The following is a 17,694-nucleotide window of genomic DNA, read 5'->3' on the forward strand; positions in this document are numbered from 1 at the left end:
TAGATCCCGGTGGTATCTGATCTATCGTGTCTACCTGTCCGCTACTGAATGGCGGGACTAACTCGAAGAGCGGCCGTCGAATGCGGCGCCGCGTGGGCGCACACGCCGTGGGGCCAGTACCAGTACTTACGCAACCTGGCTATGTTTGCGGGCACTCGTTCTCGTACCAGATATCGACCTGATGCTGCGCGGCCTCAAGATCGGCTGGGTAGTAAGGATCAAAAAACCATCCCGGATGGTAGCCCGCTTTTTCCAAGGCCGCCAGCTCACTCATATTGCGCTCGTGCGTAACGGGCGCCCTGTTCTTGATCTCGGTCAGATCGCGGCATTCCGTGGCGCTAAGGTGTGTCCCCGTGCCTGCCTGCATGCCCCCTGTGGCACATGCAGCGAGCAGGAGCACCAACGCGGGAAGCATCGGCCAAGCCCTGTTTGCGTTCGTCATTTTGCGTTTCCCTCCAATGAAGCAACGCTTATCACGCATGGTTTATTCCCGGCCGCAGGCTGGGGTGTCGAGCCGAGGCGCTTCCCACCCCTCCGCCTTCGCGAGCCTGTGATTGCAGGCAAGGGTCGACGACCGGCCAGTTGCGGCCTTCGACAGCGCCCCTAAATTGCCGACAATATAGCCCACGATCGCATCTTGCAGCGCGTGAAGCTACTGCGCCGTGGTCAATACGATGACGTGCCCGGCGAGGTCAGTCACTGATTGGCAGTCCGGCGACTAACGCGATTCCATTCGCTGCCTGCTTAGCTTGACGAACCGGCCTTTACTTCACATCGACTATCGGCGGGTCATCGGCCTTTGCCACCGTTCACGTGCCCGAATCTTGCGGGGATACCGAATTCATTGGACTGCGCCTCTCTAATAATCAATGACTTGCCAATTTATTTGGTCACGCGCCAGATGACGCGGTACCGAATAAATTGGACTTGCCGGATTTGTGACGCAAATTCGTTGGATTAGTCGGAAGGCGAGATTGCACCGGTTGCGAAAGGCTGCGGCGGCCGTGAAGCGACATTTGATGGGTTGATAGTCCCGTAGGAACCGCATGTAAATCAACGCCCGGCCGCACGCGTCGGACTGCTCTTCATTTTATGATTCTCGTGCGACCATTCTGCCACCCAATCGGCTCTTCGAATAAGGATAAACATGGCTGACCTCAATGCGGCTCTTATCGGCCTTCTCGGACTAATGGCGGGCGGATACGTCAATAACTTCCTCGCTGAGGACTACAGGCGCTTTCGCGACGGTCAAGCGCTCGCCGGCGCGCTCGCTGGCGAACTCGAATCGCATGCTGAGGCGTTCGATTTTATAAAGCGCGGCCTTGAGAACATGATTCCGGTCGCGGCCGATAAGGGGCTGGACCTGACCGAATGGCCGATTCCGCCAAGTCCACTGTTTGACGAGAACGCCGCGAAGATCGGTCTATTGGGTCCGCAATCAGCGAGGGACGTTGCTTACGTCTATGAGAACATTCGTGCGTTTCGCCAGAATTTCCATATGCTATCTAAGGACCATCGCAAGATGCCGAAAGAATGGGGTCCTGCGATGATCGGGGGGTGCCTCGCGGCAATACAGCGGGCTGAGACGAGAGGAAGGCCGCTGATCGAGACGTTAAAGAGCCACGCCGCAGAGGAGTACCGGAACCGTCCTGAGACGCGCGACCAAGTTAGATTCGCACTCAAATTCGGCGCGGCGGCGGTGTTCGTCCTCTTCGTGTTGTCTAGAATTTTCGGTTGATGAAGTCCTGCTCGCGTCCCGTGTATAGCTATGACCTTGCCGAACGGGACGCGGACTGCCGGAGCTAGAAGGCTGCGGGTGTCCGCGAACCTTCGTTACCGGCCCCTCTGGAAGAAGACCCGAAGCGCCCCGGATGGATCGAATCGTATGGCATCAATGGTCAACTCGTGCGGGTAAGTATGTACGGACCGGCGCGGCAGTCCAACTAATTTCGTGCGTTCGAGTCCAGCCGTTCATCCAGAAAAGATTGAACCGTAGTGCCGCTCTCGATGGCAGTTCGGACACAAGGCAATCGCATTCGCAACAGTATCCGTTCCGCCTTGTGCAAGCGGCGTCAGGTGATGCACTTCCAGATATGGCGTCCCGTCCAGACGCCTGAACGGCGCTTCGCGACCGCATTCCTGACAGACGCCCGCCGCCTGGACGAGCACTTCTGCAATCACATCGGCGTTTCGTCTAAAGGCACGCGTGGCGACCAGTACGGCTTCCGGATAGACAGGCGCTACATCGAGTCTGCGCCTGCGCGCCTCATCGCCGTCTCTCAAGGACGCCGCAATCTGTTCCGCAAGTGTCGCCGCTGGATCGCCTTCGATATGCTGCGCAACCTTGCCGATATAGTCAGCGTGAACCTTGCGGAGCTTCGGCTCAGGTCCAGGCAGATATTCAATGTGTTCCCAGAGCACAGACAGCGCACGTTGCAACGCTAACATTCCTTCCTTCTCAAATTGATCAAGCAAGAAACGCCAACCGTCCGCTGCAATCGTCGATCTTACCTTCGGTGCGCCGCGTTTCATCGAAAGGTAGTTGCCAATGTAGCCGAGGGCAACACGGTCGCCAAGGTCATAGCGTGCGGTCAGAGCCTTCTCAGCTTCCGCCTGGCTTAGCGAGCCCTGCAAGACTTGTTGTGCGAGCGCATAGGCGTCGGCGTAAGCCTCGGGAGAAACCGGCTTCGGCGCGCGCCGCTGTCGCTTTAGAGTCTCTTTTTCTGATTCGGCCATTCCATTCTTCCGGGGCATCTATCGACCAGATGCACTTTAAAGTGGGGACGGGGGCGGAAGATAGTCGGGGTGCCCCTCGGTGCGCTCACCACGCGCTGAAGCCCAGAAGTATTTCGCGTGATGCTTGTAAACGTCGGTGGCTTCTGATAGGTCGAATGCCAAACCTTGAACCAGACTCAACAGTAGGCGCATGATTTCGAGATTATCTTGATAGAACGTCTCAATCTCGTCATCGGTCGCCCACACAGGCGGCTCGCCTTCCTCGCTTTGTTGCTCCGGGGTATCCGCGCCCTCCGGCGTCACCGGTGCTTTTGGCAACTGCCGGTGCGCCAGATGTTGATGACGCATCGTCTTTAGCTTCTCCAGAACAGCAAAGGCTGGGCCGTTCACGCTGTACTTGCCGATCAATTCCAGTATCTGATCACGCTTTGGCGTGAGTGCTTCCCTCATGGCGTCGGGCGCGAACTTGGAGCAAAGGCCTGTGCGTCCCGCCCTGTATTGAATTAGTGCTTCGAAGAATTTCTTGTCCCGTAGACGATCCGCTATCAGGCTCATCCTCACAGCTTGTTTGTTGGTATCCCATACCCGGGTCAACGCCAGTAATAACTCACGACGCAGCGACAACCGAATGATCTGAAAGGCATGTGCCGCATAGGAAGTGCCGATACGTGCATGAAGGCCGATATCATATGCAGTGGGACGCCAAGTCTCATGGAACATGACCGCCAGTTCGATCTCCTGTCGAGCGGTGTCAACCATGTTCTTCAATCCTTCGATCTCTTGCTGGGCATCGTCCATCAGCGTCGTGTGCGAGTTAAATTCTGTTGATCATAGCTCGCAGACGCTCGCGCCGGTCGCCGCCAAGTGATTTGCGCGTTATCAGTGTTATTTGCCCTTCGCGGCGATGATGGCCCTAGCTGTGTCTCTCAACCTCGTTGTGTCTTTGGGATATAGCACTTCCAACGCATGCTCCACCAGCTCCAAGACATCCAAAACACGTTCATGCGTAACTTCGCCTTCGTGGCTACCAACATTGCCAACCCATTTTGCAGCCTCTAGGAATTCGCCTGTCTCGGGATGCGACCTATCAAAGATTCCAATGCGGTGGTGAAGTTTCCCTGGAGCGATGTCTTGCTCATCCATCAAACGCTCTAACGCAATGCGCATGGAGTTTGCCGCATTTCCCGGTGACGACCAGTAGGCGGAAAACGCTTGAGTGAGCGCATTGCGAACGCCTGGGGGGCACGTAGACGGAACCTCGATTATGGGAAGGGCGGGGAAGAAGAACTTTGGGTACAGCATTTCCTCGTGTTCAAATCTGTCCGGCAGTTCCACCTCTTCGTTACCGTACGCTCCGGCAACAACTACCCGATCATCACATCGGGTGCACCGCAGGGCCATCACATAGCGGCCGTACTCCATTTCGGGGTGATACGACTGATAGTCCATTGCCTGCACAGAATCGTAGGCGCCTTCGTGCCTCAAGCTGCCCTCCACAGCGTCCAGTGAGCCACCGCATTCCATACGAGTACACGGCCAACCAGGTGCTTTGCCCTGCGAGTGATAGGTTCGGAATAGATGTTTTTTCATGCAACCGCCGCGTTTGGTGGTGTCTATATGCACCTACGCTGGGCATTCTCCCATGATCTGCTGTAAGCGACGGTTTCATATCCACTTCCACGTGCGTAATTTTGCCCCGTGGGCGGCATCACAATCGCTGGCCGAAGCTGCCTGCTTAGCTGCCTCGATACTTCGCCGAGAATATGGCGTGTGTTCGCCGTGAACTAGCTTGTTGCCGCCGATTCCGGGAAATCCAATCAATTCCGTACTTTCGAGTCTAACTAACTCCGCGCCAGTCTAAGTAATTCCGTTTCCCGACAATCTGCACCGCTGCGAATGTCGGTTGACGAGAAAATCGAATGAGTCTTGCCGATCCGTGTCGGACCTTCGATGCGGCACGAAGACAACGGCAACTTTCAAGTTGCACGAGCATTCGCTCGACCGCTACCTCAAGCTCCGGGCGCCTTACCGGTGTGCCCGCTATCGCCTTCGCGCCCCGTGGCGGGCGGCGTTTCAGCCCCGGTTCGTTCGCCGACGTGGAGCAACGCGGGTGCAAAGAAGCAGCCCACGACTGCGGACAGGATAATGAAAATCGAGGCTGCATCAACCAGCAGTCCGAAACGAATAAAAATAAAGAAGCAGCATAAAAGATTCAGCAGATGCAGCAAGACGCCCAGAATGGCGGAACCCTTGGGGACCGTTCTTATGAACACCGCAAACCGCGATTGCGTGCGGGGCGCGTACCAGATGATCAGTAGACCGAACGCCATGATGAAAGCGCTCTCTGCCCATTTCAGCCAGGCGGGCCGGCGCAGGAAACGTCCCTCGACAATAGTCTCTATCACCTGCGCTTGAATTTCGATACCCGGCACCAGTTCCCCCAACGCGGTCGTGCGCATGTCAGTCACGCCGGTGCCGGTCAGCCCGACCAGCACCAGTTTGTTCCGGAACCGTTCCGGATCGACTGTCCCCTGCAGGACGTCGCGTGCCGACACATAGCGATTCAGCGTCGACCGGATGGACGCGAAATGCAACCAGATGTCACCGCCCGGCTGCGTAGGCACCTGCACATCCGCGACACCCACCGCCTGCACGCCCGACGTGTCGGCATAGACGTCGATTGCCGATGAACCCGTGGCGAGGCGGAGCATTTCCATCGGCAGACTGGGGACCAGTTTCTCCCCCAAGCCCATGATGAGCGGAATATGCCGGACGACGCCTTGTTCCAGCGCCACGCTCAGCATCGCCTGCCCGTGAGCCGCCGCCTGCAATTCCGGCAGGCTGGCGAGCACATAGTCGAACCGTTGCACGCGGCCTAGCGGGTCGGCGCCATGCACGAGGATCGGAGCGCTTCGCAGATCGGTGCTGGCGGCGAAGGTGGGATGATCGAGTGCCGCAGCACCCAGTATGGTCGGCGCCGCGCGCAACGAACGGGCGAGAATGGCTTCGTGACTGGGAAGCGCCCGCAAGCCGGCGGCGAGAGCCGCAGCCGTTTTCGGCAGATTGCCGGCCACCTTGTCGGGAGAGGTCTGATCCGGCTCCGGCATGTAGATGTCGAGACCGATAGCCAGTGGTTTCAGTGCCGCAATGGCATCGATCAGGCTCGCGAGCCTGTTCCGCGGCCAGGGCCATTGACCGACGGTTGCAAGCGTCTCATCGTCAATCTCGACAATGGTCACGGGCTGGGCAGCCGGAATTCGCGGGAACCGACGTTGATACTGGTCGAACAGAAGTTGCCGGGCCGTTTTAAAGGAATCAGGAAGCGCCTCGTCAAGCGCGGGCACGAAGGCCGGACGTGCTATGTCGCCAGGCCATTCGCTGGACAGGTTGACGAGGCTCAGGCCGAACAACATCGCCAGTGCAACCGGACGCCCCTGGGCCGCCTTAAGCAGATTCCTGATCCTGGCTAGCCATAGGTCGTAGTAGCGTTTCATCAGGGGAAAGGCCGTTCACCGTCGATGACTGACGCGGATCATTGGATGGTAATGACGACGCGCCGGTTCATGTGGTTGGGAACGCCATCTGCGGTGTGGACCAGTGGCTCGCGCTTGCCCCGGGCAGCGGTCTCTATCTGTTGGGCGGGAATGCCTTGCTTGATCAGGAACGCCGCAACAGTCTGCGCTCGCCGCCTGGACAGGTTGTCGTCGAATTCCTGCGAGCCCGCCAGATCTGTGTGACCGACTACCACGAGCTGTGGCGCAGGCCAGGTAGCCAGGACCGCTTTTAGCTGTTTAACCGTGGCGAACGACTCCGGAGCCAGGTCGGTGGCAGAGTCGAAGAGAAAGAAAATCGTAAATGTCATGGGCCGCGGAGGCCGGGCCGCCAGTAGCTCGGCATATCGTGTCTCCACCACGGATTGGCTATCCATCGTTTTTTCGATGGCACCGCCCTGGGTGACATCGACCCCGGCGTAAGCCTTGTTGATTGTTTGCTCTCCCGTGGCGCTGTGGACGATGACGGCTCCGACCTTGCCCTCCGGATCTGGCAATAAAATAATCTTGTCCGGCGGCGTGCTGCACCCGGACAGGAAAGCCAGCGTGACGAATGCCGCTGCAACTGCCTGGCCGTGACGCCGGATGACGGCCTTCACCGGGCACGCTCCCCGTTCCCGCCAACCTCGATGATAAATGCGGTGCCGCGTACGCCCAGCGTGGTAGTCGGCGTGCTGAAACGGACGGCATCCGGATTCGCCTTTGCCAGCTTTCCGGAAATCACTGACAGGGAGCCGCGTTTGATCGTGGCGTCGAGCACCCCGTCATGGGTCGTGGTATTGAAGGCGAATTTGTTGAGGTCGAGGATGGAATTGGCGCCGGCCGAGAGCTGGGTATCGTCACGCAGCGTGATACCCACGGAGGATTCCGGGCCGGTCACTATCCGATCGCTACCGTAAACCTCGCTGCCGATGGCCGCGCCCGAACTTGCTCCCGCCCGCTCGATCTGCACCGTGCCCTTGAGGGTCTTGACGACGCCGGCAGCATCGGCGGCAAGTGCATCGGTGACGGCCATGCACCCGCAGGCAAGAATCAAGGCATATTTGATGGCTTGGAGACGCATCGGTGGCACCTGATTGCTTGAACGTGCTTGAACGTACCTATGCGCTGCTTTGCGCGAGGAAGCGTGGCTCCCCCATGTCGACCCGGTATGGCGGGGGATCATTCCCCCGGCTGCTCGTAAAGTTGGGGCTTATGAAGGACCTGCAGAAATACTGCTCGTGGAAATCAGGTGAAGACTTTGTGCGGTATCGAACAGAGTATGGCCTCCAAGCCAAATGACTCTGTGCGCTTGCGCGCATATTGCCACCAGACACTTCTTTGGAGTAGCCGGTTTGCGGCTGCCACTTCACCGCGCACCAGCGCTATCACCCTACTACGCTACAGGCCAGACAACAGGGAAAAGCGGGTGCTCCATCGTCGCGCCTTCTGGCAGCGTCTGCGCGAGACCCGGAAATTCCGGCGAAGTACGCCAACGTCGCGGCGCATGCCGAACATCGTCTCCAATAAAGCGAATCGAGAACGCGCGCCGCCGTGTCTGCCCACTCACACCGCCAGACGCATGCAGCGTCAGCATGTTGAAACACACCATATCCCCCGGTTCCAGCGCCCACCCAATGATCGGATACGCCCCCCGGTCAGCTTCAATATCCGGCAGGTCTGCCAGACTGCCCTCTGGAAACCACTTCGCCTGATTGTCCATGAACGTACGCGGCATCAGCCACGGCCCAAGATGCGACCCCGCAACAAACTCCAGCCTCGATTCCTGCGAGACAGGATCGACTGGAATCCACATGCTGACGTTATCGCGGCCGGTGATGTTGTAGTAAGGCTGGTCCTGATGCCAAGGCGTACGCTGCCGGGTATTCGGCTCCTTCACCAGCAGATGATCGTGGTAAAGCCGTATCGTCTCGCTCCCCAACAGCGCCGCGGCAACCGCGGGTGCCGCCGAATGAAAAATAAACTGGCGATACGCATCGTTCTCCTGCCAATTGCAGAAGTCTTCGAAGAACCAGCCCGGATCGTCGGGACGGCTGGCAACCTTCGCACGCGGACTAGGCGCTTGCAGATTGCTATCGATACCGCCACGCAGCAAGGCGACTTCTTCCTGCGTGAATATCTGGCGGATACAAACCGCGCCATCGCGGTGAAAGTCTTCCACCAATTGCGGCGTGACGGCCCGCTCAAGACGGGCGGTTACGGTCTCCAACATGTCTGACTCCCTACGAGAAAAAATGGGCTGAGTCCTGACGCTCAATCGCCGTAAATATCGAAATTGAAGTACTTTGCAGCCACCTTTTGATACACACCGTCCTGACGTATCGCGGCAATGGCCTGGTTGATCTGCGTTTCCATCGGCGTGTCGCCCTTTCGTATGCCAATGGCAACATCGCCCGCTACGCGGCTGTCCCCCACCGGCTTGCCCACCAGCGCGAAGCCCTTGCCTTGCGGCGTCTTCAGAAAGCCAAAGTCGGCTTGCACGGCGGCCTGAAATGCTGCATCGAGACGATTCGTCACGAGGTCCTGATAGATCAGATCCTGCGTCTGATACGACACCACCGTCACATTCTTCGGCGCCCACTCCGCATTCGCATAGCTCTCCTGTGTCGAGCCCTGCACAACTCCCACGCGTTTGCCCTGCAACGCCTGCGCGGTAGGTTGAAGATTCGAGCCCGCGCGCGCAATCAATGCCGAGCTGCTGCTGTAAAGACGGTGGCTGAAGTCAATCTGCTGACGCCGCGCCGGCGTAGCCGACATCGCGGAGAGTATGGCGTCGAACTTGCGCGCCTTGAGCGCCGGGATCATGCCGTCGAAGTTCTGCTCGACCCACACGCATTTCTGATGGAGCTGCGCGCAGATCGCGTTGCCCAGGTCGATATCGAAACCCGTGAACGTTCCATCGGGCGCCTTCGACTCGAACGGCGGATAGCTGGGATCAACGCCGAAGCGAATAGCCTCTTTATCCTGTGCGAGAACAGCAAGGGGCAACATCGCCAGTGCGCAAAAGGCTGAAAGCGTTACGTGTTTCATGGAGTTCCCCGTCGGTGTTGAATCAATTTGAGCGGTCGGTGATCCGGCTTGCGTTCTATGCGATGTCGAGCGGTGCAGCGTTGCGCGAGACGATCATCCCCCGCAGCGCGAACACGAATGTGCCACACGGATGCTTCGCCAACACCGGATACCCGTGGGGGCGATGACGCGACTGGATCAGTTCGGCGCGGCTGGCGAGCATGTCGATGGAAGCAGTCATTCTCGTAAGTCCGTGATGAGCGTTGGAACTTGATCGGGTGACGCTACCGTAGCGCGACAGAAAACGGGACGGGAGAGCTAGAATCGTGAACATGGCAACCAGAGGTGAACACCCCGCGCAAACCCGTCTTTTATCATTGAGGCCGTATGAAACTTCATCAAATCCGCACGCTTATCGCCATTGCCGAAGCAGGCGGGGTGCGCGGTGCGGCGCGCGTTTTGAAAGCCTCCCCGGCGGCTATCACCAAGAGCCTGCGCCAACTTGAGGAAACGGTGCAGATGTCGCTGGTGGTGCGCACGTCGTCAGGCGTCACGCTCACGGAGAGCGGCCAGGCGCTCCTCGTTCACGCCCGATTGATCTACGGACAGATGACCCGCGCCCAGGAAGCCATGAACGCCCTGCGGGGCGCCACGCAGGGCAAGCTCACCGTAGCGGTCACCCCGTGGATCGCCATGACGTTCCTGGCGGACACGGTCACGCGCTTTTGCGAGCGCATGCCCGATATCCGCCTGGAATTCTTCGAGGGATTGTTGTCGATCGCCAATCCGCGCCTGCGCGACGGCAGCCTCGACTTCTTTATCGGCCGGCCGGAGCCTGGGGCGTTCGGTGTTGAATTTCAGTATCGGCCACTGTTTTCGTCGACTTGCGCGCTCGTCGCTCGCGAGGGACATCCGCGAGCGAATTGCCATTCATTGGCGGATCTCAGCGATCTGGACTGGGTGTTGACGTGGGATCCGTTGAGCGAAAATGCGCTTGTCGATAACATGTTCACCCGATACAACGTACCCGTGCCGCGAAAGATTCATCTGACGCATTCTCTTTCGATTGCCATTGCGTTGCTCAAAAAGACCGACATGGTCAGCGTATTTCCGTGGCCGCTCGTCGAGGTCAGCGCGGCCAAGGAAGGCCTGTGCGCCATTCCGTTGCGCGAGCAACTGGACGACGCAATGGTCAGCGTCATCTCGCGCAGCGGTCATCCCGCGAGCGCCGCAGCCGAGTGCTTTATAGAATGCATGATCGAAACGATTCGCGAGGGATGCGAATCGAGTTTGCCGGAAACACGCCACGTGCTGCAGTCAGTCGAACTGTTGATCTGATGGCGTGCCGGCAATTTGCGAATGGTTTGCAGGTCGACTGTCCGCTTCGGCCGGCCATTCGCAGACGCAACCAACGTCACGCAAAAAACGGCGCGCACCGTTAAGTGCGCGCCGTTGGTTCGGACGTGTCATGCCCGGCGGCAAACCGGGCAGCTCACATCAGAATATGTTGCGAAGACCGATTGCAACGCCGGTCTGGTTGTTGCGTCCCGGAAAGTCTGCTTGCGCCGCGCCGGTGCCACGGATGAAGTCGACCGTGCCATACACTTCTGTCCGCTTGGACAGCGAGTATTCGGCAAGCAGCACGCCTGAGTAGCGCACGCCGCGGCTAAGCGTGGTTCCGTCCGCGTCCAGCGCATTGCGTGAGTGGTCGTAGTAGGCCGCCGCGGTCAGCAGCAACGGCGGGGTGACCTGCCACGTGGCGCCTGTGTAGAAGCCATCGTCAATGCGGTTGGTATTCGTCACGGGCGCCGCGAAGTTGGCCGCCGGCGAGTTTGCAGCCGACATGAAGATGTCGACCATGCCGGTGTTGTCCTGCGAATGCAGCCAGCCCGCAAAGGTCTTGACCGTGCTGAATGCATAGACCGCGCTCACGTTGACAACATTGAACTTGTTGTTGTGTATGTCGCTGTTCTGCTGGAAGCCCGCATCCAGCGACAAGCCGCTGTAGGTGTACGAAGCAGTCACGCCGTACATGTTGCTCGCGCCAGTGCTGCCGGCCACGTTGCCGAAGCCGTACATGGCTTCAACATTCAGGCCGCCGAACTGGCCGTTGTACTTGACGGAGTTGTTCTGGCGCAGGCCGTAGCCGAGTGCGCCGGGCAACCAGCCGTCCTGATCGTAGTTACCCACGGTCAACGGGTCGTAGACGTTCCCTAACTGATCGAACAGCGGCGTGTTCTGGCGACCCACGGTGACGGTGCCATACTGGTTACTCGATAGCCCGACATAAGCCATCCGGTTGAAGAGCGTATTCGCGCTCGCAAACTGGCCGTTCCAGAGGTTGAAGCCGTCCTCCAGCCGGAATACCGCGGACAAACCACCGCCCAGATCCTCAGATCCCTTCAAGCCCCAACGACTGCCGGTGATCGGGCCGACGCCCATCGCTACCTGGCTGTTGTTGTTTGCATCGGCGTTGGTGAGATAGCGGACGCTTGTGTCGACGATGCCATATAGCGTGACCGAGCTTTGCGCGAAAGCGGACTGAGCAGCGATGGCGAGCAGCGCGCCGCCGATTGCACCGATTGCGCTGGTAGTTTTCTTCACAGAGTGTCTCCCCTATTGATTTGTTGGGCCAACTGACGGTATATGTGACGCCAGCAGTTCATGCGCGATTTTTGATCGCAAGCGCGATAATATTTCCTTCAAATTAAATCGGGATCTGTTTTCGAATGTTGTGTCTCCCGTTCACAACATCCGATTGACTTTTACTGGAACGCTCTTGAATACCGTTTCGTCCTGCAGCCATGGAATCACCCATAGGCATCTGACGCATCGCAGCACCAATTGACATTGATCTCAAAGCTACTGTTTCCGGTCGCCGTTAAAATGCGCTGTTAGCGCACGGACTTGCGTCGTGCGCCCGAATCTTTATGAGGTTGTCTGCGCGGTCGCGATGCAACTCAATATATGAAACACATGTCGACAAGACCGCCGGCTTGCATCAAGGTCCCCCGAAAGACGGGTCAGTCGACAATCAGTTTTAATCCGACAGGCAGTGACTCTCCGAACACGCGCCCGGTGTCCGCGTTATCGAGCATCACGACTTCGCGAACCATATTGACCCACGCCGGCGGTGCGTTCGCGGCTTCGAGTCGCCGCACGACAGTCTCGCGGACCGGCTCCGCCAGATCCCTTGAACGGTCGCCCGTCATACGCGCGATTTGCGCGGCGGCAAACACGGCGGGCTCAACCTTTCTCCAGTCCAGCGCGAGGATTGCGTCCAGCCATCGGGTCACCACGTCCGCCGGCACGACACCATGCGCGCTGCCATAGAACGGCCGGCGTGCACCGATGCGTCCAATTGCCCACCAGCCCTGGTGATTTTCCGAGGGCCGCTGAAGCCGGACCAGAAGCTCTTCCGCAATTTCAATCTTGCGATCAACGGGGATGCGTTCAAGCGACGCGGAAAGACGAAGCATGTCCGCATGGCCGACCTTCGCAGGATCGAAGGGCAGCTTGTGCCGCTTCGTGCCCGCAGCAGCCTGAAGCCAGGCCATTGCATCGAGCACCTGAAGCTGTGCATCCTCACGCAGGCCACCTGCCGCGCGACGCCATAACGTCCACCATTCGGACCACACCTGGCCCTCGTTGACGTACTGGATGCCGTCATCGAACAGCGACCAAAGCTGTTCGATGCGCCATTCATCGAGCGGATAGCCAAATCCCGGCCGCACGCAGTATCCCGCCAGATTCAACCATAGGCGCTCATGATCTGCGGAACGACGCCGCCGGCTAGCGCGCTCCCAGAGCGCCCCGAACAGTTCGCGAAGCAGTGCGCTATCCCAACTCTGACGCGGCCCCAGTAGCTGTTCTAGTCCTGCACGCAGACGCTTCACTTCCTTGGGATCGACATTCGCCGAGCGAGCGCCGAACGTGCGGTCGATGAGTTCAATCGCTTTGTCGAGTGACGGATTTCGACTAGCCGCGGAGATGTCGTGTTCAGCATCGTCACGGCGCAACTGGAACTCGAGCAGCCATCGTTGCGAAGCGTCATCGGTTGCGATGCAGTGCATCTCCAGCCGGCCGAGTTCCGTCAGCGACGTCGTGAGTCTGACCCGTCGCTCGCGAGGTCCGCTTGCGTCCTGCTGCTGCACCACCGTTGCGACCGGCGGCAAGCGGACGAAGTCGCCCGTCGTGAGGTCGACAAGGTCGCCTGGCTTCCAAGCCGTGTCGGCGACGGTGGAAACCAGATGGAAGCGCACCGGTGCCCCAAGCCGCAGTGCAAACACACGATCCTCGAGATGGACCTCGTGGCCTTCTTCGGTTCCGCGTGACAACAGGCACACGCCTCGCAATGCCTGCGCGTTGTCCTGCGCGTCGTTATCAAGGACGAGGAAGTAGCTGCGTGGCGAGCCGCCGCCAATACGCGGCGCGTGTCCCGCGCGGGCCAGGCCGTAAGCGACCGCGCCACGCGCGACAGCAACGTCGGGATGGTCGTTTTGCAACACATGCAGAGGCTGCCCGCGCCACGTACCCAGCGCGCTCGCCAGACGCCCGGAGAGCGCTTCAGCCCGGAAGACGCCACCATTGAGCAGCAAGGTATCGGGCATCGACGTTTGCACAGTATCCGATGCACCCAATGCATCGCGCGACTGCGCGTCGAGTCTTTTCAGAAACGCTGCGATGTGCCGCGTGATCGCCGCATCGGCCGCGTAGGGCAAGCCGAACTCGACGAGCGCGGCCCGCGACCGGCGGGGCAGTTCGTCCAGGCTGCCCATCGGAAAGAACCCTTCCACGATGATCTGCTCGACTTCCTGCCGGCTCAGCTCCGTCGTGCGTGCGCCGCCGACAAGCCGGGCCCCCGCACTAAGCAGCGTGATTGCGACGGAGTCGGGCGGCTGTGCGCCAAGCAATTGCTCCTTCGCGGCGCGGCATCGTTCGACGAGCTGGGACAGGCTCGCCGCCGACAGCCGCGTTTGCTCCTTGGCCAAACGCGTCTCGACCAGATGCGCGAGCGCAAGATCCATGTTGTCGCCGCCGAGCATCAAATGATTGCCGACGCCAATGCGAGTCAGTTGCGGCTCGCCGTCCTCAAAATGCACCTTGATGAGCGTGAGGTCTGTCGTGCCGCCGCCCACATCGCAGACCAGCACGAGGCGCGTCTGCGCGAGTTCGGCGCCAAGCGTCGCGCGATGATGAAACAGCCAGTCGTAAAAAGCAGCCTGAGGCTCTTCGAGCAGGCGCAGAGCGGGCAGTTTCGCAATACGCGCGGCCTCAAGCGTGAGCGCGCGCGCGCCGTCATCGAACGATGCGGGAACGGTTAGCACTACGTCCTGATCTTCGAGCAACGCGTGCGGAAAACGGCGGTTCCACGCGGCACGCACGTGAGCCAGATAGCTGGCGCTCGCGGTCACCGGCGAGACCTTGCCGGCTTCATCGTCCGCGCCCCACGGCAGAATCGGTGCAAGACGGTCGACCGACGCATGCGAGAGCCAACTTTTCGCGCTGGTCACGAGGCGTCCCGGCACCTGCGCGCCGAGCGTGCGAGCCAGATGTCCAATCACGGCCGGCTGCGTATCGTGCTTGTTGGCTCCGCTCCACGGTAATTGCAGATCGCCAGGCGCAAGCTCGCCCGGCGCCGGGTGATAGCGCACGGACGGCAACAGCTCGCGCGCGCCGACCTCGCCAAGACCCACAAGCTGATCGATATCGAAGATGCTGATTTCGTCAGACCCCGCCTCGACGTACGCAACGACCGTATTGCTCGTGCCGAGATCGATGCCGACGATGGTTCGCTTCATCGCGCTCAGGCGTTCGCGCTGCCGCGCACATCGAATTCGACTTTCCAGCGCTCGTTCGTGCCGCGCGGCACGGCTTCGAGTTCCAGTGTGCCGGCTTCAGTGATCCGTGCATGCAGCTTCACCGGCACGACTTCGCCGGGCGTACGTCCTTCGGGCGGCAGCGTAGCGTGGATTTCCTCCAGCTCCTGCAACTCGTCGGGCGACCAGTAGTCGAGCATCGTGCCGACCTGATCTTGCCGGCGTACCGACGAACCGAAGAAGCGGAAGTGCACGGGCTCCCCGACCACGAGGCCGAATTCCTGAGCCGGCAAGGCCGCGTCCGTGCCTTCTTCCATACCGAAGGGCGCGAGGCACAATGCCTGGACAGGTGGCTCCATACCGGGCACGGCCGGCATGGCTGACTCGATCGCAATATAGTAAGCGCGCGCCGTGCCGCCACGAATGCGCACGCCCTTGCCGCGTTTCACGTAGCCGTAGTACGCCGCGCCGCGCGCGACCGCGAGGTCGAGATCGGCGCCGCCCAAAAGGCGTGCTGGCGCCGCGCCTTCGGCTGCGAGCCAGCCGTTAAGGCCATCGAGAATGCGTTCGACGAGCAGCGTCGACTTGAACACGCCGCCGTTGAACAAGACCGCCGTGGGATGCAGGAAGCTCGCGTTCTCGACCGGCACGTGCTGCAGTCCGTCGAGATCGGCGAGCGCTGCGACCTGTCGGCCGAGGAATGCAGCGAGATGCCGCGTAATGCCCGCATCCTGCGCATACGGGAGGCCGAGCTGCGTCAGGCCGCCTCGTGCTCGGGTCACCGGCCGCGCCGATGCATCGACTTGTGGGAAGAAGCCATCGAGAATCGTCTGCGTGAGCTCGGCTCGGGTCAGTTCGGTGCGGATCGAGCCGCCAATGAGTTTCGATCCACGGCTCGGCACGATCAGCGGCACGGTATCTGTACTGCGGTCGGTTAACAGCGTTTCCTTGGCTGCCCGGCACGCATAGGTGAGCGCGCGCAACTGCCACGGATCGGCCTGCGTTCCCTGGGCAGCCAGCTTGCGCGCAACCCCATGCGCCAGCGCCAGATCCATGTTGTCGCCGCCCAGCAGGATGTGTTCGCCAACCGCGACACGATGCAACTCAAGATTGCCCTCACGTTCGATAACCGCGATCAACGACAGGTCGGTCGTGCCGCCGCCCACGTCCACGACCAGGATGATGTCGCCGACCTTCACTTGCTTGCGCCAGGCGCCGTCGCTTTTCTGGATCCAGCTATAGAGCGCTGCTTGCGGTTCTTCCAGCAGCGTCATGCGGGCGTAGCCAGCCGCTTGCGCTGCCTCGGCGGTCAATTCCCTCGCGGCCGGATCGAAGGAAGCGGGAATGGTGACCGTGATTTCCTGTTCGCTGAACGGTGCATCGGGATGCGCGTAGTCCCATGCTTCACGCAAATGCGTGAGATAGCGAACCGAGCTTTCAAGCGGTGAGACACGCGTGACTTCAGGCGGCGCGTCGCTTGGCAGGATCGCCGCGCGACGGTCCACGCCCGAATGACCGAGCCAGCTCTTGGCGCTCGACACCAAACGAATCGGCGTCCCTGCGCCTCGGCTGCGTGCCATTTCACCGACTGCGAAGTCGCGTTCGGCGGTCCACGGCAAGGCCAGGTCACCCGGCGCCAGTTCGCTCGGATGCGGCAGGTAGAGAAACGAGGGCAGCAGGTCCGGTGATTCGATGGCCCCCGGTGCGGTGAGCTGCGTGATCGGCAGCACGCCCTGACTGGTTCTCTCGCCGTCACTGGCGGAGAGGTCGACATACGAGAGGGCACAATGGGTAGTGCCCAGATCGATGCCGATCGAATAGCGCGCCTCCGTCATAGTTCCACCTCGGCCTGTGCGATCACGGTTGCGTCGTGGGTCTTTGTCAACATCGGGAGCCGGACATCTTCTACTCGCCAGCCGCGGTGACTGAGGTTGCCGCTGAACGGCGGCTTGCCGACCACGTTGCCTGTCAGCCTGATTGCAGTTGCGTCGAAGCCATCGGCGAGCGTCACGCGGCTGCCTTCGGCCTCTTCGCGCACCGGACGAATCGTGAAATGCTCGCGCAGCGTCGCGCGGCAACCGTCGTGCACAAGCCTCGCGGCGGCGCCGATGTCCGCATCGGAATAACCTGCAATGTCCTCTTCGACAAAGTCAACAAAGCGCGCGCCGCGCTGGAGAAGTCCGAGAAGCTGAAGCGCTGCGTCCGGGCTTGCCGCCTTGATCGTGGGAGCGGCCGCTGCTGCGGGTTGGGGCGCGGTGACTGGCGCCGCCACTACTGCCCCGTCGCGCAGCCGACGCACTTGGGCTGCGAATTCGCGGTCACCCAGGACAGCGAAAAATGTTCCGACGGCTAGGGAAAGTCTGCCGAAGAAAGACAGGTTTGATTCGGTCATACAAAATTGCTCCTGTAGGCTCGCTTGAACAACGAGCTATCCTGCCGGCCGCTGGACAAGGCGTATTGAAAGCCTTGAAGGGCGAACGCCGGCATTTAATTCGTCAGCCCGATGGGGGCTAAAACCCGTATTTTGCCTTGATGTGGCCGAGAGCCGTTCAATATGCGAATGGTGGCCGTCTATTGTC

General features: G+C 60.2%; 16 protein-coding genes. 2 read left to right on the top strand and 14 right to left on the bottom strand.

Features of this window, described 5'->3' with window-relative positions; all coding sequences use genetic code 11:
- Positions 1–139: 139 nt before the first annotated feature.
- Positions 140–442 carry a DUF4148 domain-containing protein gene (locus HB376_RS18890; RefSeq protein ID WP_213765191.1) on the bottom strand — a complete coding sequence of 101 codons (303 nt, stop codon included), beginning with the start codon at positions 440–442 and terminating at the stop codon, positions 140–142.
- Positions 443–1,147: 705 nt separating this feature from the next.
- Between HB376_RS18890 and HB376_RS18895 the strand changes: the two genes are divergently transcribed.
- Positions 1,148–1,738, top strand: a complete 591-nt coding sequence (locus HB376_RS18895; protein ID WP_213765192.1) for a hypothetical protein — start codon at positions 1,148–1,150, stop codon at positions 1,736–1,738.
- Positions 1,739–1,971: 233 nt separating this feature from the next.
- Here the strand turns inward: HB376_RS18895 and HB376_RS18900 are convergent, their stop codons facing one another.
- The 9 genes from HB376_RS18900 to HB376_RS18940 all read right to left on the bottom strand — a co-directional run bounded on the left by HB376_RS18900 (position 1,972) and on the right by HB376_RS18940 (position 9,537).
- Positions 1,972–2,736 (bottom strand): HNH endonuclease, encoded by a 765-nt coding sequence (locus HB376_RS18900; protein ID WP_255631432.1) that lies wholly within the window; start codon positions 2,734–2,736, stop codon positions 1,972–1,974.
- Positions 2,737–2,772: 36 nt separating this feature from the next.
- Complete coding sequence (locus tag HB376_RS18905) at positions 2,773–3,534, bottom strand: hypothetical protein (protein WP_213765193.1); 762 nt, start codon at positions 3,532–3,534, stop codon at positions 2,773–2,775.
- 87 nt (positions 3,535–3,621) lie between these two features.
- Positions 3,622–4,326, bottom strand: coding sequence for a DUF4145 domain-containing protein (locus HB376_RS18910; protein ID WP_213765194.1), 705 nt, complete (start codon positions 4,324–4,326; stop codon positions 3,622–3,624).
- A gap of 419 nt (positions 4,327–4,745) precedes the next feature.
- Complete coding sequence (locus HB376_RS18915; protein ID WP_213765195.1) at positions 4,746–6,230, bottom strand: CHASE2 domain-containing protein; 1,485 nt, start codon at positions 6,228–6,230, stop codon at positions 4,746–4,748.
- A 38-nt stretch (positions 6,231–6,268) separates the two neighbouring features.
- Positions 6,269–6,886 (bottom strand): OmpA family protein, encoded by a 618-nt coding sequence (locus HB376_RS18920; protein WP_213765196.1) that lies wholly within the window; start codon positions 6,884–6,886, stop codon positions 6,269–6,271.
- Positions 6,883–7,350 carry a FecR domain-containing protein gene (locus HB376_RS18925; protein WP_213765197.1) on the bottom strand — a complete coding sequence of 156 codons (468 nt, stop codon included), beginning with the start codon at positions 7,348–7,350 and terminating at the stop codon, positions 6,883–6,885. Before HB376_RS18925 ends, HB376_RS18920 begins: the two co-directional genes overlap by 4 nt.
- 312 nt (positions 7,351–7,662) lie before the next feature.
- Positions 7,663–8,499: a phytanoyl-CoA dioxygenase family protein gene (locus HB376_RS18930; RefSeq protein ID WP_213765198.1), complete on the bottom strand. Its 837-nt coding sequence runs from the start codon at positions 8,497–8,499 to the stop codon at positions 7,663–7,665.
- Positions 8,500–8,540: 41 nt separating this feature from the next.
- Complete coding sequence (locus HB376_RS18935) at positions 8,541–9,317, bottom strand: ABC transporter substrate-binding protein (protein WP_213765199.1); 777 nt, start codon at positions 9,315–9,317, stop codon at positions 8,541–8,543.
- A 55-nt stretch (positions 9,318–9,372) separates the two neighbouring features.
- A complete protein-coding gene (locus HB376_RS18940) occupies positions 9,373–9,537 on the bottom strand; it encodes a hypothetical protein (RefSeq protein ID WP_213765200.1) in 165 nt (54 codons plus the stop codon).
- A 146-nt stretch (positions 9,538–9,683) separates the two neighbouring features.
- Here HB376_RS18940 and HB376_RS18945 point away from each other — a divergent pair, with 146 nt between their 5' ends.
- Positions 9,684–10,634 (top strand): LysR substrate-binding domain-containing protein, encoded by a 951-nt coding sequence (locus HB376_RS18945; protein WP_213765201.1) that lies wholly within the window; start codon positions 9,684–9,686, stop codon positions 10,632–10,634.
- Between the two features lie 159 nt (positions 10,635–10,793).
- Here HB376_RS18945 and HB376_RS18950 read toward each other — a convergent pair whose 3' ends face one another.
- The 4 genes from HB376_RS18950 to HB376_RS18965 all read right to left on the bottom strand — a co-directional run bounded on the left by HB376_RS18950 (position 10,794) and on the right by HB376_RS18965 (position 17,507).
- Positions 10,794–11,900: a porin gene (locus HB376_RS18950; protein WP_213765202.1), complete on the bottom strand. Its 1,107-nt coding sequence runs from the start codon at positions 11,898–11,900 to the stop codon at positions 10,794–10,796.
- 419 nt (positions 11,901–12,319) lie between these two features.
- Complete coding sequence (locus HB376_RS18955) at positions 12,320–15,097, bottom strand: Hsp70 family protein (RefSeq protein WP_213765203.1); 2,778 nt, start codon at positions 15,095–15,097, stop codon at positions 12,320–12,322.
- Between the two features lie 5 nt (positions 15,098–15,102).
- The gene (locus HB376_RS18960) at positions 15,103–16,950 is read right to left on the bottom strand and encodes an Hsp70 family protein (RefSeq protein WP_213765204.1); all 1,848 of its coding nucleotides are present in this window, start codon (positions 16,948–16,950) and stop codon (positions 15,103–15,105) included.
- Positions 16,947–17,507, bottom strand: coding sequence for a DUF2760 domain-containing protein (locus tag HB376_RS18965; RefSeq protein WP_213765205.1), 561 nt, complete (start codon positions 17,505–17,507; stop codon positions 16,947–16,949). The genes HB376_RS18960 and HB376_RS18965 overlap by 4 nt, the downstream gene beginning before the upstream one ends.
- Positions 17,508–17,694 lie beyond the last annotated feature (187 nt).

It is taken from the genome of Caballeronia sp. dw_19 (assembly GCF_018449515.1).
GTDB lineage: Bacteria > Pseudomonadota > Gammaproteobacteria > Burkholderiales > Burkholderiaceae > Caballeronia.

What these genes read in the sequence shown, in the direction of transcription:
- HB376_RS18940 (WP_213765200.1), bottom strand. Translation starts at nt 9,537, where the DNA reads ATGACTGCTTCCATCGACATGCTCGCCAGCCGCGCCGAACTGATCCAG.
- HB376_RS18910 (WP_213765194.1), bottom strand. Translation starts at nt 4,326, where the DNA reads ATGAAAAAACATCTATTCCGAACCTATCACTCGCAGGGCAAAGCACCT.
- HB376_RS18905 (WP_213765193.1), bottom strand. Translation starts at nt 3,534, where the DNA reads ATGGACGATGCCCAGCAAGAGATCGAAGGATTGAAGAACATGGTTGAC.
- HB376_RS18890 (WP_213765191.1), bottom strand. Translation starts at nt 442, where the DNA reads ATGACGAACGCAAACAGGGCTTGGCCGATGCTTCCCGCGTTGGTGCTC.
- HB376_RS18930 (WP_213765198.1), bottom strand. Translation starts at nt 8,499, where the DNA reads ATGTTGGAGACCGTAACCGCCCGTCTTGAGCGGGCCGTCACGCCGCAA.
- HB376_RS18960 (WP_213765204.1), bottom strand. Translation starts at nt 16,950, where the DNA reads ATGACGGAGGCGCGCTATTCGATCGGCATCGATCTGGGCACTACCCAT.
- HB376_RS18945 (WP_213765201.1), top strand. Translation starts at nt 9,684, where the DNA reads ATGAAACTTCATCAAATCCGCACGCTTATCGCCATTGCCGAAGCAGGC.
- HB376_RS18895 (WP_213765192.1), top strand. Translation starts at nt 1,148, where the DNA reads ATGGCTGACCTCAATGCGGCTCTTATCGGCCTTCTCGGACTAATGGCG.
- HB376_RS18935 (WP_213765199.1), bottom strand. Translation starts at nt 9,317, where the DNA reads ATGAAACACGTAACGCTTTCAGCCTTTTGCGCACTGGCGATGTTGCCC.
- HB376_RS18900 (WP_255631432.1), bottom strand. Translation starts at nt 2,736, where the DNA reads ATGGCCGAATCAGAAAAAGAGACTCTAAAGCGACAGCGGCGCGCGCCG.
- HB376_RS18965 (WP_213765205.1), bottom strand. Translation starts at nt 17,507, where the DNA reads ATGACCGAATCAAACCTGTCTTTCTTCGGCAGACTTTCCCTAGCCGTC.
- HB376_RS18955 (WP_213765203.1), bottom strand. Translation starts at nt 15,097, where the DNA reads ATGAAGCGAACCATCGTCGGCATCGATCTCGGCACGAGCAATACGGTC.
- HB376_RS18915 (WP_213765195.1), bottom strand. Translation starts at nt 6,230, where the DNA reads ATGAAACGCTACTACGACCTATGGCTAGCCAGGATCAGGAATCTGCTT.
- HB376_RS18925 (WP_213765197.1), bottom strand. Translation starts at nt 7,350, where the DNA reads ATGCGTCTCCAAGCCATCAAATATGCCTTGATTCTTGCCTGCGGGTGC.